Raw genomic sequence first — 15,744 nt, forward strand, 5'->3', positions numbered from 1 at the left:
AAGACTGGCGCGATACCTGCAACACCTCAGGCTCACTGCCGGTCCATCGGCGGTGGCGCCGGCTCAGGGAGGCGAGCCTGGCCCGAACGCGGGGCGGAGCGCCCGATCCCTGAACCCGGAACGGAAGGTGAGCACCATGTTGGTTCGTCTTTCAGCCATTCTCGGCCTGGCCCTGCTGGCCGCCCTGGCTCCCCTCGATGCCCTGGCCGCCCAGGCCGTCGGCGTGCACCGTCTGGTGCTCAGCGACCCCCTCGACGACAGCGCCAGCCTCAGTGCCGTGGCCTTCTACCCGGCCCGGGGCGAGCCGCAGAGCAGCGACCTGGGCTTCTACCACGTCGCCGCCGGTGAGGACGCGCCGATGGCCGCCGGGCGCTTCCCGCTGGTGCTGCTCTCCCACGGCAACGGCGGGTCGCCGCTGGCCCACCATGACCTCGCCACCGCCCTGGCCCGGCGCGGCTTCGTGGTGCTCGCCGTGCTGCACACCGGCGACAACTACAAGGACCAGAGCCGCACCGGCACCCTGAGCAACCTCTATGGCCGCCCGTTGCAGCTGTCCGCCGCCATCGACGCGGCGGAGTCCGATGCGCTGCTGGCGGGCGGCCTCGACACCGAGCGGGTCGGCGTCATCGGCTACTCCGCCGGCAGCGAGACCGCACTGATCCTGGCCGGCGCCCAACCCGACCCGGATCGCCTGCGTGCCTACTGCCAGCAGCAGCCGGCTGACCACGACACCTGCGGCACCCAGGGCGAGCTGGTGCCCGACCGCGACGACCTCGACCCCTTCGCCGACGAGCGTGTCAGCGCCGTGATGCTGATGGCGCCCCCTGGCGTGCTGTTCGGGCGCAAGGGGCTGGAGCCGGTGCAGGTGCCGGTGCTGCTCTACAGCGGGGACGAGGACCGCGTGGTGCCGCTGGAGCAGAACGCCCGCGCGCTGCTGCGCAAGCTGCCCAACCCGCCGGACTTCCGCCTGGTGCCGGGCGCCGGCCATTTCGTGTTCATGGCGCCCTGTTCCGAGGAGATGGACGCCCTGGTGCCCCAGGTCTGCGAGGATGCCGACGGGGTCGACCGGGTGGAGGTGCACCGCGAGCTGGACGCCGAGGCCGTGCGCTTCTTCACCCGCACCCTGGCGGACCTGCAAACATCGCTGCGCTGATTCGCCTCATGGGTGGGACGCTGCATCGCAAATGCACCGACTAATCGTCGTTTGGCTGCATGGGTAGGATGGCCACCATTCCGATCGCACTCCGCCGATCGCCAGACACAGGGGCCTTCCCATGAAACTTCTGCACCTCGACTCCAGCATCCTCGGTGACGCGTCCGCCTCCCGCCAACTCAGCCGCGCCGTGGTCGAAGCCTGGCAGGCCGCCGAGCCGGCCGTGCAGGTCACCTACCGTGACCTTGCCCAGGACGCTTACGCCCACCTCTCCGCCACCAGCCTGATGGCCGGCGCCACCCCCGCCGAGCTGCGCGACGCCGCGCAGAAGGCCGAGGTCGCCCTGTCCGAAGCCTCGCTGGACGAATTCCTCGGTGCCGACGCTATCGTCATCGGCGCGCCGATGTACAACTTCACCGTGCCCACCCAGCTCAAGGCCTGGATCGACCGCATCGCCGTCGCCGGCAAGACCTTCAAGTACACCGAAGCCGGTCCCCAGGGCCTGGCCGGTGGCAAGAAGGTGGTGATCGTCTCCACCGCCGGTGGCATCCACGCCGGCCAGCCCAGCGGCCAGGCCCACGAGGCCTACCTGGTGCAGGTGCTGAACTTCCTCGGCATCACCGACATCGAGATCGTCCGTGCCGAAGGCCTGGCCTACGGCGAGGAACCCCGCGCCAACGCCTTCAAGGCCGCCCAGTCGCGCATCGGCGAGCTGTTCGTGGCTGCCTGATCGGCAGGCAGGATGAACGAGCCCCGCTTCGGCGGGGCTTTTTCATGGCGGTGCTCGGCCTTCTGAAGGGGCAATGTCGCGGCCTCACCCGTCCTGCTCGCCAGGCGGCTCCCCGCTGGGGGCCCTAAACGGCTACAATCGCGCCCTTTTTTGCGTGCCAGCACGCCCAGCCCAGGATTCCGCCCGTGATCTCCACCGCCAACATCACCATGCAGTTCGGCCCCAAGCCGCTGTTCGAAAACGTTTCCGTCAAGTTCGGCAACGGCAACCGCTACGGCCTGATCGGTGCCAACGGCTGCGGCAAGTCGACCTTCATGAAGATCCTCGGCGGCGAGCTGGAGCCGTCCGGCGGGCAGGTGATGCTCGAACCCAATACCCGCCTGGGCAAGCTGCGCCAGGACCAGTTCGCCTACGAGGACTTCACCGTCATCGACACGGTGATCATGGGCCACGCCGAGCTGTGGAAGGTGAAGGCCGAGCGCGACCGCATCTACAGCCTGCCGGAGATGAGCGAGGACGACGGCATGGCCGTGGCCGAGCTGGAAGTGCTGTTCGCCGAGATGGACGGCTACACCGCCGAATCCCGCGCCGGTGAACTGCTGCTGGGCCTGGGCATTCCCCTGGACCAGCACTTCGGCCCGATGAGCGCCGTGGCCCCGGGCTGGAAGCTGCGCGTGCTGCTGGCCCAGGCGCTGTTCTCCGATCCGGACGTGCTGCTGCTGGACGAACCGACCAACCACCTGGACATCAACACCATCCGCTGGCTGGAAGGCGTGCTCACCGCGCGCAACAGCACCATGATCATCATTTCCCACGACCGTCACTTCCTGAACAGCGTCTGCACCCACATGGCCGACCTGGACTACGGCGAGCTGCGCCTGTTCCCGGGCAACTACGACGAGTACATGACCGCCGCCGAGCAGGCCCGCGAGCGCCTGCTCTCGGACAACGCCAAGAAGAAGGCGCAGATCGCCGAACTGCAGCAGTTCGTCAGCCGCTTCTCGGCCAACGCCTCCAAGGCCAAGCAGGCCACCAGCCGTGCCCGCCAGATCGACAAGATCCAGCTGGAAGAGGTCAAGCCGTCCAGCCGCGTCAGCCCCTTCATCCGCTTCGAGCAGTACAAGAAGCTGCACCGCCAGGCGGTGACCCTGGAGCGGGTCAGCCAGGGCTTCGACGGCACGCCGCTGTTCAAGAACCTGTCCATGCAGATCGAGGCCGGCGAGCGCGTCGCCATCATCGGCCCCAACGGCATCGGCAAGACCACCCTGCTGCGCACCCTGGTGGGCGAGATGGCGCCGATGGCCGGCGAGGTGAAATGGACCGAGAGCGCCGACGTGGGCTACTTCGCCCAGGACCACGCCGAGGACTTCGAGGACGACATGACCCTGTTCGACTGGATGGCCCAGTGGACCCAGGGCGGCGAGCAGCTGGTGCGCGGCACCCTCGGCCGCATGCTGTTCTCCAACGACGACATCAAGAAGTCGGTCAAGGTCATCTCCGGGGGCGAGCAGGGCCGCATGCTGTTCGGCAAGCTCATCCTGAAGAAGCCCAACGTGCTGGTGATGGACGAACCCACCAACCACCTGGACATGGAATCCATCGAGGCGCTCAACCTGGCGCTGGAGAACTACCCGGGCACGCTGATCTTCGTCAGCCATGACCGTGAGTTCGTCGGCTCCCTGGCCACCCGCATCATCGAGCTGTCGGAGAACGGCGTGACCGACTTCAGCGGCACCTACGACGACTACCTGCGCAGCCAGGGCGTGATCGTCTGATCACGACCGGACAGGAAAAACCCCGCTCAGGCGGGGTTTTTCGTTTCCGCAGGCGTGCCGGCTTCAGCCCAGCACCCGGTGGGCCAGGCCGACGTACAGCGGGATGCCCAGCAGGATGTTGAAGGGGAAGGTGATCCCCAGGGACATGCCGAAGTACAGCGAGGGGCTCGCCTCGGGGATGGCGAAACGCAGGGCCGCCGGCACGGCGATGTAGGAGGCGCTGGCCGCCAGCACCATCAGCAGCGCGGCGTTGCCGGCTTCGACTCCGACCAGCACGCACAGGCCCAGGGCCAGGCAGGCATGCACCGGCGGGGCGGCCAGCGCATAGAGCAGCAGCCAGGGCGAACGGCCCTTGAGGTCACCCAGGTTGCGTGCGGCCAGCAGGCCCATGTCCAGCAGGAAGAAGGCGAGCATGCCCTTGAACAGGTCCACCGAGAACGGTGCCAGGGCGGCCTGGCCCTTGGCGCCGGTCACCAGGCCCACCAGCATGGCGCCGAGCAGCAGCAACTGGGCCCCGTCGGTGAGGGACTCGTGCAGCACCTTGCCCAGCCCGACGCCGCCGCTCGGGGCACCGCCCACCGCCAGGGTGCCCGACGGCGTGGCCAGCGCCGCCGGGGCGGGCGCACGGTGGCGCAGGGTGTTGGCCAGCACCACGGCGATGATGATCGCCGGCGACTCCATCAGCGCCATGGCTGCAGCCATGTGCCCGCCATAGGGCAGGCCCTGGTTCTCCAGGTACTGGATGGCGGTGATGAAGGTCACCGCGCTGACCGAGCCGTAGGTGGCGGCCAGGGCCGCGGCGTCGAAGCCGTTGAGCAGGCGGCGCAGCAGCTGGTAGGCCAGCGCCGGCACCAGCAGCGCGAGCACCACGGCCAGGCCCAGGGAGCGCGCCACTTCTGGAGTGAAGCCGGAGGCGGCGAGGGCGAAGCCGCCTTTCAGGCCCAGGGCCATCAGCAGGTAGAGCGAGAGGAAGCGGGAGATCGGTGCGGGGATCTCCAGGTTGGACTTCAGCAGGCCGGCGAAGATGCCGAAGAGGAAGAAGAGGATCGCGGGGTCGAGGAAGTTGGCCATCGTCGGTTTCCAGGGGAGCAGGGATGGCCATAGGCTAGTGCGCAAGATGCATAATCAAAAATCAATAATTGCGATGCAAAGATTAGAGGAAAGGTTATGAATGCGACGTTCCGGCAATTGCGCCTGTTCCTCGCCCTGGCCGAGCACCGCAGCATCACCGCTGCCGCCCGGGCCTGCCACGTGACGCAGCCCACCGTGTCGATGCAGCTCAAGGAGCTGTCCGAGGCGGTGGGCATGCCGCTGTACGAGCAGATCGGCCGGCGCCTGTACCTCACCGAGGCCGGCGAGGCGCTGGCCGAGACGGCCCAGGCGATGGTGGAGGAGTGGGGCTCGTTCGAGCAGCGCATCGACGGCATGCGCGGGTTGACCCGGGGGCGCCTGCGCCTGGCGGTGGCGAGCACCGCGCAGTACTTCGTACCCAGCCTGCTCGGACGCTTCTGCGCCAGCCACCCGCAGATCGACATCGCCCTGGAGCTGCTCAACCGTGATGCAGTGCTGGCGCGCCTGCGGGACAACCGCGACGACCTCTACATCCTCTCCATGCCGCCGGCCGACCTGGAGCTGGAGACCCACGCCTTCCTGCCCAACCCGCTGGTGGTGATCGCCAGCCAGTCGCACCCCCTGGCTGGCCGGCAGGGGCTGACCCTGGCAGACCTGGCGGAGCAGCGCTTCATCCTCCGCGAGCGTGGTTCCGGTACGCGGCTGGCCTGCGATGCGCATTTCCAGCAGGTCGGCTTCGTGCCCCAGGTCTGGGTGGAGCTGGGCAGCAACGAGGCGATCAAGCAGACGGTGGCGTCTGAAATGGGGCTGTCGGTCATTTCCCGCCATGCCCTGGCACCCATCGTCGAGCACGAGCAACTGGCCGTGCTGGATGTGCAGGGATTCCCGCTGCAATCGAACTGGTGGACGCTCTACCCTCGGGGCAAGCGCCTGTCGCCCCTGGCGACGGTGTTCCTCACCCACCTCGATGACATGGCCCAGGCCTGGTACCGGCAGCGCCAGTCGCAGTAGGGCGCCTCCAGGCCCCCCGATGCTGTCATCGGTTCGGGTGTTTGATACGGGGCGAGCGGGTGGCCGGTCGTCTGTTTTTCCAGGTTGTCAGGGGTGCGATGCGACTCGCCGAGGGTTTGCAGCGTCGCATCGCCTGAAATGGAAGTCTGCGTGGTGCATTTGTGAAACGTGATATCCGTCTTACCGCTCTGCTCCTGGCCATCATCGTGGTCTCGCTCATCGCCCTGGTCGGCTGGAAGGTCTGGGCCTCGCGTGAGCGCACCCTGCATGAAGCCTACGTGCACAGCCTAAACCTGACCCAGGCGCTGGACACCTACGCCGAAGGCATCGTCCGGCAGAGTTCGACGCTGCTGCTGGGCTTCATGGAGCGCCTGGAGGCGGAGGGCACCGGGCCGGAGCAGATGAAGCGCCTGCATGCCCTGGCGGACCAGCAGCAGCTGCTGATGAGCCAGCTCAACGGCATCGTCATCTACGACGCGGCGGGCAACTGGCTGATGTCCTCCAATGGCGAGGTCCCGGCCAATGCCAACAGCGGTGACCGGGCCTTCTTCCTCTTTCACCGCGACAACCCGACCCGCGAGGTGCACATCGGCCCGCCGATCCGCAGCCGCGCCACCGGGGCCTGGGTGATCACCGTCAGCCGGCGCTTCGAGGACGCGCCCGGCCATTTCGCCGGCGTGGTGGCGGTCACGCTGGGGGTGGAGAACTTCCTCCGGCTGTTCGGCAAGATCGACGTGGGCACCGAGGGGGCCATCGCGCTCACCTTCACCAACGGGCAGATGCTGGTGCGCTACCCGTTCCGTGAGCAGGACATGACCCACGATTTCTCCGGGTCGCCCATCTACACCCAGTACCTGGTGGGGCACTCGGTGGGCACGGCGGCGCTCACGTCGAGCCTGGACGGGGTCGACCGCCTGTATGCCTTCCGCAAGAACGAACACCTGCCCCTGGTCACCACCGTGGCCGTCGGCAAGGGCGAGACCCTGCAGGCCTGGCGCACCGAAACGCAGTTCACCGTGGGCGTGGCCACGGCGATGCTGGGGGGCATCGGCATCGTCGGGCACCTGCTGATCCGCGACATCCGCCGGCGCATCCGCACCGAGCGGCTGCTCATGGCGACCCGCGAGGACCTGCTGCTGAGCAATGCCCGGCTGGAGGCCCTGGCCTCCCGCGACCCGCTCACCGGGCTGGCCAACCGGCGCGGCTTCGACATGACCCTCACCACCGAGGCCCGGCGTGCCTACCGGGAACGGACGCCGCTGTCGTTGCTGTTGCTGGACATCGATCACTTCAAGCGCTTCAACGACGCCTACGGGCACATCGCCGGGGACGAGTGCCTGAAGGCGGTGGGCGAGGCCCTGCAGGGGTGCGTACGGCGCCCGAGCGACCAGGCCGCCCGCTACGGCGGGGAGGAAATGGCGGTGATCCTGCCCGGCACCGACCTGGCCGGCGCACAGGCCGTGGGCGAGGCCATCCTGGAGCGCCTGGCGGAACTGGCGATTCCCCACAGTGCCAGCCCGCTGGGCCGGGTCAGCGCCAGCATCGGCGTGGCGACCCTGCAGGGCCCGGCGTTGCTGGGGGGCGAGCTGGCGCTGGTGGAGGCGGCCGACCAGGCGCTGTACCGGGCCAAGGACGCTGGCCGCAACCGCGTGGAGCTGGCCGGGCCGGCCTAGCATCGGGCCGCGTGTCAGAACCGCGCCTGCACGCCGAGCCGCCAGGTGCGCCCCGGGGCCGGCATGAAGCTCTGCGCCAGCGGGTCCAGGTAGTAGCGGTCGGTGAGGTTCTGCACCGACAGGTTCAGCTCGGCGTGCTCCAGCACCTTGTAGGTGAGGAACAGGTCGTACAGCGTCACCGCGCGGTAGTCGATCTGCGGCGTGGTGGCGCCGGTCTGCCAGGGCTTGTCCAGCTGCGCGGTGGGGCCGGAGGTGTGGGTCATGCGCCCGCCCAGGGTCAGTGTCTCGTCGAAGAAGCGCAGGCCGGCCAGCAGGTTGGTGGAGAACCGGGGCGGGTTCTGGGTGTTGGTGTACGAGCCCATGTAGCTGCCCGGGGTGCAGTCCGGTGTGTCCTGGGTGCGCTGGTAGGGGCTGGCGGCGGCGCGCAGCTTGGCGGCGAAGGCGGCGTCGCAGGTTTCGGTCTTCAGGTAGTAGGTGGCCGAGAGGTCGGCGAACACGCGCCCGGCGTCGTAGTGCGACTGCAGTTCCAGGCCACGGGTGCTGTAGCGGTCGGTGTTGCTGAAGGTCATCTGCCCCCAGAGGCCCGGGCTCGGGTCGTAGTAGCGGGTGATGTAGTGGCGGATCTCGTTGTCGAAGAACGCCAGCTTGGCGGATGCGGTGTCGCCTGATGCCAGCAGGTCGCTGCGCAGAGCGCTCAGGCCCAGCTCCCAGCTGCGCGAGCGCTCGGGCTTGAGGTGCTTGCCCGGGGTGACCTGCTGGGTGCCCTGGCTGGTCTCGAACAGCGAGGGCTGACGCAGGCCTTCGGTGTAGGTGAGGTAGGCGAAGGTGTCCGGCAGGAACTCGACGTTGACGCCGAAGGCCGGGGCGAAACCGCCGCCGTGGCTGTCGCGCTGCGGGGTGTAGGCGTAGCCGGTGACGACGTTGCTGACCTCCTCGGGGGAGACCGTCACCTGGGTGGCGCCGAAGCTGTCGAAGGGCACGCCGTTGAACGGCTCGTTGCTGTTGCCGAAGACGATGCCGTTGTTCAGGCGCGGGTCGGTGGCGGCGGTGTACTGCCCGTTCTGGTCGGGGAACCACATCATGCTGCCCCAGCCCGTGGGGCTTTCCACCGTGATCCAGCGCATGGCGCGGTCTGCCCGGCGGGCCTCGGCGAGCACGGTGTTGTCGCGGGTGCGGTAGTGGCTGTAGCGGCCGCCGCCCCACAGGGTGACTTCCTCGATGGGCTGGTACTCCAGCTTGCCGTTGAAGCTGAACTCCTGGCGCGAGGCGTCCCGCAGCATGCGGTTGGCGTTGATGTCGTGCTGGGTGACGACCACGCTTTTCTGCGGCTTCAGGTCCTCCACCTGGAAGGCGCCACCCAGCTCCAGGGTGAAGTCGCCGTGGTCGGTGCTGAAGCGCGACACGTTGCTCAGGTCGCCACCGATGCGCCGGTCGTCCTGCCGGGCCCAGGCGCGGTCGGTGCGGTACAGCTGGGAGGCGGGTGCCATCCAGGCGGCGCTGAGGGAGCTGGTCTGCGAGTCGGTCAGCCACAGGCCGGCGTTGAGGTCCAGCAGCGGGTTGTCGGCGGGCAGGTAGTGGTAGCGCGCGGTGTAGGTGTCGATCGCCACGTCGCTGGTGGGGTACTGGTAGATGCCGGCGGTGCCGAAACGGAAGATGTCCGAGGGCATGATCTCGCCCATGTGCCCGTCGAAGCGGCGGTAGCCCAGGTCCAGGGTCTGTTCGTCGTCCAGCCGCCAGGTGGTCTTGAGCAGGTAGGACTCGGTCTCTGCCGAGGAGTTGAGCACCTCTTCACCGGCGTTGTAGGTGCTGGCCACGCTGGGCTGCTCGTCCCCCCAACGGTCGAACAGGCGGTAGCGGTCCTGGCCGTGCTTACCGGCGAAGTAGTTGCCCTGGTTGCGGTGGGCGTAGGCGGCCACCAGGTCCACCCGCTCGTGGTGGAAGGCGAAGGCCGCGCTGCCGGATTCGGCCGCCGAGTTGAACAGGTTGCCGCGCTGTGTGCGGGGGACGGCGCTGAGGTCCTCGGTCCGCGAGTGGGCGTCCCGGCTGGCGGGCTCGACGCCGTTGTTCCAGAGGTTGCCGGTCACGCGCAGGCCCACGTCCTGGCCGTCGACGAGGATGTCGTCGACGCCGAGGGTGGTCATCTCCACTGCGCCGCCGATGGCCCCGGAGCGCAGGCTGGGGCCCTTGTTCACGGTCACGCTGCTGAGCAGGTCCGGGTCGATGTAGCTGCGCTGCTGGGTGCCGCCGTAGCCGCGGTAGACATCCAGCGCCTGCTCCGAGCCGTCCACCCGCACCGCGATCCGGCTCTGCCCCTGGATGCCGCGGATGTTGACGTCCAGCGCGCCGCCGTTGCGGCTGTCGCCCACCTGCACGCCGGCCACGCCCTTGAGCATGTCGCCCACCGAGACGGTGCCGAAGCGGTCCAGGTCCTCCCGCGTCAGGTGCACGGAGGAACGTGGCGCGCGATAGGCCTCCTGCGGATCGTCGAGCAGGGCGGTGGCGCCGACCATCGTCGGGTTCAGTTCGAGCCCGGCCTCGGGCGGCGTGCTCCGGGGCAGCAGGACATAGGTGCCGGCGGCTCCGGGCAGCAGGTCCAGCTCCGTGCCGGCCAGCAGGCGCCGCGCGGCGTCCGCCACGCTGTAGCGCCCCTTGAGTGCGGGGGCGGTGCGGCCCCGCGTCAGGTCGGCATCGTAGGACAGCAGCAGCCCGGACTGGCTGGCGAACAGGCCCAGCGCGGCACCCAGCGGCCCGCGCGGGATGTCGTAGTCGTGGGCGCTGTCCGGCCGGTCGTGGGGTGCGGTCGTCTCGGTGGCCTGCACGGACGGGGCGGTGACACCGGCCAGCAGGCAGCCGATCAACGCCCAGCCGACGGCCAGGCTGATCGGGGAGAGGCGGATGGGCATGGGCGAAGCGGCGGGGTGCCGGTGGACTGCAGGCATGGTTCTCTCGCTCGTAGGGTGTGTGGCCCGCCACTCGCTGCGGGCTGTCACTCCCTCTGTCGCACGAGATTGGAAAAGGTATATGCGGATCGTTCTTGTTTTCATCCGTGCTTGTGGTGGTCCGGATTTTAGTGATAATTGTTTTCATTTGTGACCTGCCGTGCCGATCCCTCCGCGATGACTTCCCCCGAATCCCCGACCCTGCCCGCCGAGCGCTGCCCCGTGACCACGCTGTACACCGAGCACCACGGCTGGCTGCGCAACTGGCTGAGCTACCGGTTGCGCTCCTGGGGCCGGGGTGTCGCCGATGACCTGGCCCAGGACGTGTTCCTGCGGGTACTGGTGAGCCGCGATGCCCGGCAGGGTGGTGCCATCCAGCAGCCCCGCGCCTACCTGACCCGCATCGCCCAGTGCGTGCTGGTCAGCTGGCGGCGGCGCCATTCCCTGGAGCAGGCCTGGCTGGAGGCGCTGTCGCAGCTGCCGGAGCCGGAGCATCCTTCGCCGGAGCAGCAGAGCGTCATCCTGGAAACGCTGCATGAGGTGGACGCACTGCTCGACACCTTGCGCCCGCCCGTGCGCCAGGCGTTCCTCATGGCGACCCTGGACGGCATGAAGCAGAAGGCCATCGCCGAGGCCCTGAACATCGCCCTGCCCACCGTGAAGAAGTACATCCACCAGGGCTACCTGGTCTGCCTGAGTCGGATGCCCGATGCCTGACCTGCGCCCCCCTGGCGACCCCATCGCTGCCACCGTGCTGGAACAGGCCGCGTCCTGGCTGCTGCTGATGCAGGAGCGGCCGCTGACACCCGCCGAACAGGCCGAGCTGGTGCGCTGGCAGCACGCCGGTCCCGAGCACGCGCGCGCCTGGCAGCGTGCCCAGCGGCTGCTGGATTGCCTGGGCACGTTGCCGCCGGGCTTGGCCCGGCAGGCCCTGTCCCGCCCGCTTGGCAGCAGCCGCCGCACGGTGCTGCGCAGCCTGCTGCTGGCCACCTGCTCGGCGCCGCTGGGGTGGTGGCTGTGGCAGCGCAGCCGGGCGGGCGTCGACTACCTCACGGCCCGGGGTGAGCGCCGCGAGCTGTGGCTGGAGGACGGCACCCAGGTGGCGCTGAACAGCGACACGGCCCTGCAGGTGCGCTTCAGCGCCGACCAGCGCCTGCTGCACCTGCAGCGCGGCGAGCTGTACGTGACCACGGCGGTGGATCGGCAGGTGCCGCCCCGGCCGCTACGGGTACGCACCGGGCAGGGGCTGATGCAGGCGTTGGGCACGCGCTTCAGCGTCCGCACCTTCCCGGACGCGACCCTGCTCGCCGTCTACCAGGGGGCGGTGAAGGTGACCCTCGACCACCCGGGTGCGGTGCCGCACGAGGCGGTCCTGCAGGCCGGGCAGCAGGTGCGCTTCAGCCGTGAGCGGTTCGGTGCCGTCGAGGCCGCGCGCGAGTCCGCCCTGGCCTGGTGCAAGGGGCTGCTGGTGGCGGAGGACATGCCGCTGGCGCAATGGGCGCAGGAGCTGATGCGCTACAGCGACCGGCCCCTGGCCTGGTCACCCGCCGTGGCGAGCCTGCGGGTGTCCGGCACCTTCCCCGTCGACGACCTGCCCCTGGCGCTGGCCATGCTGGCGCAGAGCCACGGGGTACGGGTCGAGGCCGTCGGCGGGGGGATGCGCATCCAGCGCTGAGCGGCTGGATCAGCCGAAGCGCGTGAGGAGGATGTCCCGCTGAGCGCAGGCCTCCATGAAGGCGTCGCTGGCGAGGAAGGCGTATTCCCGTTCCCGGGCGTCTGCAATCGGGTCGTCAGCGGCGCGCGGGCCGTGGCCGGGGTGGCACATCAGCAGGCCACGGTCGGGGCAGGCGTCCAGCCAGGCCTGCATGAGCCCCGGGAAGTCGGCCTCTGGCGTCAGGGCATAGAGGCCGGCGAACCAGGGCGGCGTGCGCAGCCCCTGGGCCTTGGCCCGCTGCTGGAAACCCCGGCAGGCGCTGGCCAGCACCCGCGCCTTGAGCCCGCTGTCGCCGGGGTGGGCGAGCCGGTCCGGCGCGCGCAGGTAGGGCGGTGCGATGGTTTCCCAGCGCTGTTCGATGGCCGCCAGCAGCGCCTCGCGGATCACCGGGAAGGCGTGCACGTGCTGGTGCCCGTCGATGAAGTCCGGCAGGCGGCCGAAGTGCTCGGCGAAGCGGTCGATCTGCGCCAGCGCCAGGTCCTGCAGCCGTGCACGGGGCAAGGCGCGGAGCTGGCTCAGCAGCAGCCAGTAGGGCAGTGGACGGGTTCCGTGCTCGAACGGATGGGTCAGGTTGAAGTGCAGGCCGATGTCCGCCTGGCCGTCGAAGGCCTTGAGTGCTCGGGCGTGCTCGGGCCACAGCGGCGACTGGCTCATCACGCTGGTGGCCGACAGGCGCCCGGCGCCCAGCAGCGCGAGGATGGCGCCGCTGGTGGCATCGGTCTGGGCGAAGTCGTCGGCGCACAGGGTCAGCCGACGGGGTGGGCGGGCGTGGCGGTTCATCCGGCACTCCCCGGCAGGCGGAAGGCCCAGAGCTTGCCGAGCACGAAGGTCATCCCGGCCACCAGGACCAGGACCAGCAGCAGGGCCGGGCGGTAGCCGAGGGCCGTGTGCTGCAGCAGCAGGGCGTAGAGCCCTTCGTTGACCGCGAAGCTCAGGCAGGCGACGGCGAAGAAGCGTGGCAGGGCCTGGCGATGGGGCACGCCGGTGGCGCGGAAGGTCTGCACCCGGTGCCCCCAGTAGCTGACCTGGAAGGCCAGCAGGAAGCCCAGCACGTTGGCCAGCAGCGGCGCCAGCCCCAGGGGCACCAGCACCCAGGCCACGCTGGCGAAGTGCACCAGCAGGGCACTGATGCCGACCACGCCGAACCAGAACAGCTCGCGGCTCAAGGACGGGGCTCCCGGTCGCGGCCGCTGATGCGGCTGATCAGGTAGTTGGGGCGCTGCTTGACCTCGTCGAAGATGCGCCCGACGTATTCGCCGAGGATGCCGATGGACAGCAGCTGGACTCCGCCGAGGAAGCACACCGCGACGGCCAGGGTCGGCCAGCCCTGGATCGGGTTGCCGAACAGCAGGGTGCGGATCAGCTCCCAGAAGGCGTAACCGATGGCGAGCAGCGAGATCGCGCAGCCCACCAGGGTCCAGATGCGCAGGGGCAGGTTGGAGAAGGCGGTGAGCCCGGTGATGCCCAGGTCCAGCAGGCGCCGGTAGTTGAAGCTGCTCTGGCCGGCGCGGCGTTCGTCCACGCGGGTGATCATCGGCCGCTGGGTGAAGCCGACCCAGTGGTACAGGCCCTTCATGAAGCGGTTGCGCTCGGGCATCTGGCGCAGGGCCTCCAGCACGCAGCGGTCGAGCACGCGGAAGTCCTGGGTGTCCGGCGGCATCTTGTGCCGGCAGCCGCTGTTGGTCAGGCGGTAGAAGGCGTGGGTGCACAGGCGCTTGATCCAGGGCTCGCCACGGCGGTGCTCGCGCACGCTGTAGACCATGTCGTAGCCCTGGCGCCATTGATCGAGAAAGTCCGGGACGCGCTCCGGCGGGTGCTGGAAGTCGCAGTCGATCAGCACTGCCACGTCGCCCCGGGCCTGGTCGATGCCGGCACTCAGGGCGATCTCCTTGCCGAAGTTGCGCGACAGCTGGATCAGCGTCACGGGCAGCGCATCCAGCTGGCCGAGTACCTGCTGCACGGTGTCGTCGCGGCTGCCGTCGTCCACCACCACCAGTTCGTGGCGGTAGCCGGCGGCGTCGAGCAGGGTGTGCAGGGTCTGCAGCATCGGCACGATGTTGGCCGCCTCGTTGTAGGCCGGCAGGATGCAGCTGACCAGCGGATCGGCCGGCCGCTCCTGGGCACGCAGCGACAGCAGGTAGGGGGGCACCTGGTAATCAGTCATGGCGATGGCCCTCGATGTCCGGGATGGGGGCGGCTTCGCCCAGCAGCAGGAAGGTGTTGCCGACGTTGCGCACCTGCGCCACGGGTTCGAAGCGGGCGCGGATGTCCGCCGGCAGCAGGCGCAGGTCCTTGTCCTGGCAGACGATGAAGCTGCCGGGGCGGCCGCTCAGCCAGGCACGCAGCTGCTCCGGGTCCTCGGTGGTACGGGCGCGGCCGTGGGAATAGAACTCGGCGGAGAAGGCGCGGCTGTCGCTCCAGTACACCAGCGCGCTGGCCGGCGACGGATGCTGGGTACGCCAGGCGGCGATCACGTCCTTCTGGGTGCGCAGGTAACGGTCCCCCTGGAAATGGTTGACGGCCAGCACGGCGGCCAGCAGCAGGGCGCCGATGGCGGCGATCAGGGGCAGGGCGATGCCGCTGTCGGGGTTGCGCCGGGCGCGCAGCCAGAGCTCGGCGAACAGCAGGGCGCAGCCCGGCAGCATGGGCATTGGGTAGGGGAAGATGATGTTGCCGGAGAGGGTGAAGAACAGCGGCGTCATCAGCGTCCAGAGCGCCAGGTAGAGCACCCAGCCGTCCTCGTCTCGCACCAGGCGCGGCAACTGGCGACCATGACGGGCCAGCCAGGCCAGCATGACCAGCGACCAGGGCAGCAGCGCGGCGAAGGTGTAGGGCCAGATCATGCCGCGCGGGGTGGCATGGGCGAAGCCGTACTTGTCGCCCTTCCAGCCGGCATCGAGGAAGCGGCTGAGGTGCTCGCCGACGATGAAGTAGTTCAGGAAGCCCGGGGTGCGGTGTTCCGCCAGCAGGTACCAGGGCAGTGCGATGGCCAGCATCAGGGGGAGGCCGGTAAGCCAGGGAAGGCGCTGCCAGAGGGCACGCCAGCGGTTGCCCAGCAGCACCCAGAAGAACACCGGCATGCCCACCAGCACGCCGGCGAGCGGGCCCTTGGCCAGCAGGCCGAGCCCCAGCCCGACGAACAGCAGATAGCCCCAGGCCCGGCTGCCGAGGACTACGGCACGCCAGACGGCCACCAGGCTGAAGGTGACGCAGAACAGCAGGGCGGAGTCGGTCATCACCGTGCCGGCGGTGCCGAGGAACAGCAACCCGCTGCCGAGGATCAGCGCGCAGGCGAGGGCGGCGTCACGGCCGCTGCGCTGGCGGATCAGGCTGCACGCCAGCAGCAGGGTGGCCACGGCCAGCAGCAGCGAGGGCAGCCGTGCCGCCAGCTCCGTGGCGCCGAGCAGGTCCATGCTGCCGGCGGAGAGCCAGGTGGACAGCGGCGGTTTGGCCCAGAAGGGCACGCCGTAGTCGTGCCACAGGGTGACCCAGTCGCCGGTCTCCCACATCTTGCGGGCGATCTCGCCATAGCGGGCTTCGGTCTTGTCGGTGAGGGGGAGTGCCCAGGCGGCGATGAGACGCAGGAGCAGCAGGAGAAGAAGGACGGGGATCGCGAGTCGCTGCCAGCGCATGGTCGGAGAGGTCTGCATGAGGGTCGATACGCTCCCTGTGGTGCCG

Annotated in this window: 13 protein-coding genes; 7 read left to right on the plus strand and 6 right to left on the minus strand. The window is 69.3% G+C overall.

Annotated elements, in window-relative coordinates; genetic code table 11:
* The first annotated feature begins 139 nt into the window (after positions 1–139).
* The 3 genes from PotMrB4_RS09920 to PotMrB4_RS09930 all read left to right on the plus strand — a co-directional run bounded on the left by PotMrB4_RS09920 (position 140) and on the right by PotMrB4_RS09930 (position 3,658).
* Positions 140–1,153 (plus strand): alpha/beta hydrolase family protein, encoded by a 1,014-nt coding sequence (locus PotMrB4_RS09920; RefSeq protein ID WP_044409076.1) that lies wholly within the window; start codon positions 140–142, stop codon positions 1,151–1,153.
* 121 nt (positions 1,154–1,274) lie between these two features.
* A complete protein-coding gene (locus PotMrB4_RS09925; protein ID WP_074967596.1) occupies positions 1,275–1,883 on the plus strand; it encodes an FMN-dependent NADH-azoreductase in 609 nt (202 codons plus the stop codon).
* Between the two features lie 185 nt (positions 1,884–2,068).
* Entirely contained in the window at positions 2,069–3,658 is a 1,590-nt protein-coding gene (locus PotMrB4_RS09930; protein ID WP_044409009.1) for an ABC-F family ATPase, read from the plus strand.
* A 63-nt stretch (positions 3,659–3,721) separates the two neighbouring features.
* On the opposite strand, the gene PotMrB4_RS09935 is transcribed toward PotMrB4_RS09930, so the two are convergent.
* On the minus strand, positions 3,722–4,729 hold the full coding sequence (locus PotMrB4_RS09935) for a sodium-dependent bicarbonate transport family permease (protein WP_074967598.1): 1,008 nt from the start codon (positions 4,727–4,729) through the stop codon (positions 3,722–3,724).
* Between the two features lie 96 nt (positions 4,730–4,825).
* Here PotMrB4_RS09935 and PotMrB4_RS09940 point away from each other — a divergent pair, with 96 nt between their 5' ends.
* Both PotMrB4_RS09940 and PotMrB4_RS09945 read left to right on the plus strand, forming a co-directional pair.
* Positions 4,826–5,740, plus strand: a complete 915-nt coding sequence (locus tag PotMrB4_RS09940; RefSeq protein WP_044409016.1) for a LysR family transcriptional regulator — start codon at positions 4,826–4,828, stop codon at positions 5,738–5,740.
* Between the two features lie 161 nt (positions 5,741–5,901).
* The gene (locus PotMrB4_RS09945) at positions 5,902–7,413 is read left to right on the plus strand and encodes a GGDEF domain-containing protein (protein WP_172433137.1); all 1,512 of its coding nucleotides are present in this window, start codon (positions 5,902–5,904) and stop codon (positions 7,411–7,413) included.
* Positions 7,414–7,427: 14 nt separating this feature from the next.
* Here PotMrB4_RS09945 and PotMrB4_RS09950 read toward each other — a convergent pair whose 3' ends face one another.
* Positions 7,428–10,352, minus strand: a complete 2,925-nt coding sequence (locus PotMrB4_RS09950; protein ID WP_232060815.1) for a TonB-dependent receptor — start codon at positions 10,350–10,352, stop codon at positions 7,428–7,430.
* Positions 10,353–10,529: 177 nt separating this feature from the next.
* Between PotMrB4_RS09950 and PotMrB4_RS09955 the strand changes: the two genes are divergently transcribed.
* Positions 10,530–11,069 (plus strand): sigma-70 family RNA polymerase sigma factor, encoded by a 540-nt coding sequence (locus PotMrB4_RS09955; protein WP_172433138.1) that lies wholly within the window; start codon positions 10,530–10,532, stop codon positions 11,067–11,069.
* The gene (locus tag PotMrB4_RS09960) at positions 11,062–12,027 is read left to right on the plus strand and encodes a FecR domain-containing protein (protein ID WP_172433139.1); all 966 of its coding nucleotides are present in this window, start codon (positions 11,062–11,064) and stop codon (positions 12,025–12,027) included. The genes PotMrB4_RS09955 and PotMrB4_RS09960 overlap by 8 nt, the downstream gene beginning before the upstream one ends.
* Before the next feature lie 9 nt (positions 12,028–12,036).
* Here the strand turns inward: PotMrB4_RS09960 and PotMrB4_RS09965 are convergent, their stop codons facing one another.
* Genes PotMrB4_RS09965 through PotMrB4_RS09980 form a run of 4 tightly spaced genes read right to left on the minus strand, consistent with a single transcriptional unit; the run spans position 12,037 to position 15,716 of the window.
* Positions 12,037–12,846, minus strand: coding sequence for a ChbG/HpnK family deacetylase (locus PotMrB4_RS09965; RefSeq protein ID WP_172433140.1), 810 nt, complete (start codon positions 12,844–12,846; stop codon positions 12,037–12,039).
* On the minus strand, positions 12,843–13,232 hold the full coding sequence (locus PotMrB4_RS09970; RefSeq protein ID WP_044409036.1) for a GtrA family protein: 390 nt from the start codon (positions 13,230–13,232) through the stop codon (positions 12,843–12,845). Before PotMrB4_RS09970 ends, PotMrB4_RS09965 begins: the two co-directional genes overlap by 4 nt.
* Positions 13,229–14,230, minus strand: coding sequence for a glycosyltransferase family 2 protein (locus PotMrB4_RS09975; RefSeq protein ID WP_172433141.1), 1,002 nt, complete (start codon positions 14,228–14,230; stop codon positions 13,229–13,231). The genes PotMrB4_RS09970 and PotMrB4_RS09975 overlap by 4 nt, the downstream gene beginning before the upstream one ends.
* Entirely contained in the window at positions 14,223–15,716 is a 1,494-nt protein-coding gene (locus tag PotMrB4_RS09980) for an ArnT family glycosyltransferase (RefSeq protein ID WP_172433142.1), read from the minus strand. The genes PotMrB4_RS09975 and PotMrB4_RS09980 overlap by 8 nt, the downstream gene beginning before the upstream one ends.
* Positions 15,717–15,744: the final 28 nt, after the last annotated feature.

This window comes from Metapseudomonas otitidis, assembly GCF_011397855.1.
In the GTDB taxonomy this organism is placed as follows: domain Bacteria; phylum Pseudomonadota; class Gammaproteobacteria; order Pseudomonadales; family Pseudomonadaceae; genus Metapseudomonas; species Metapseudomonas otitidis.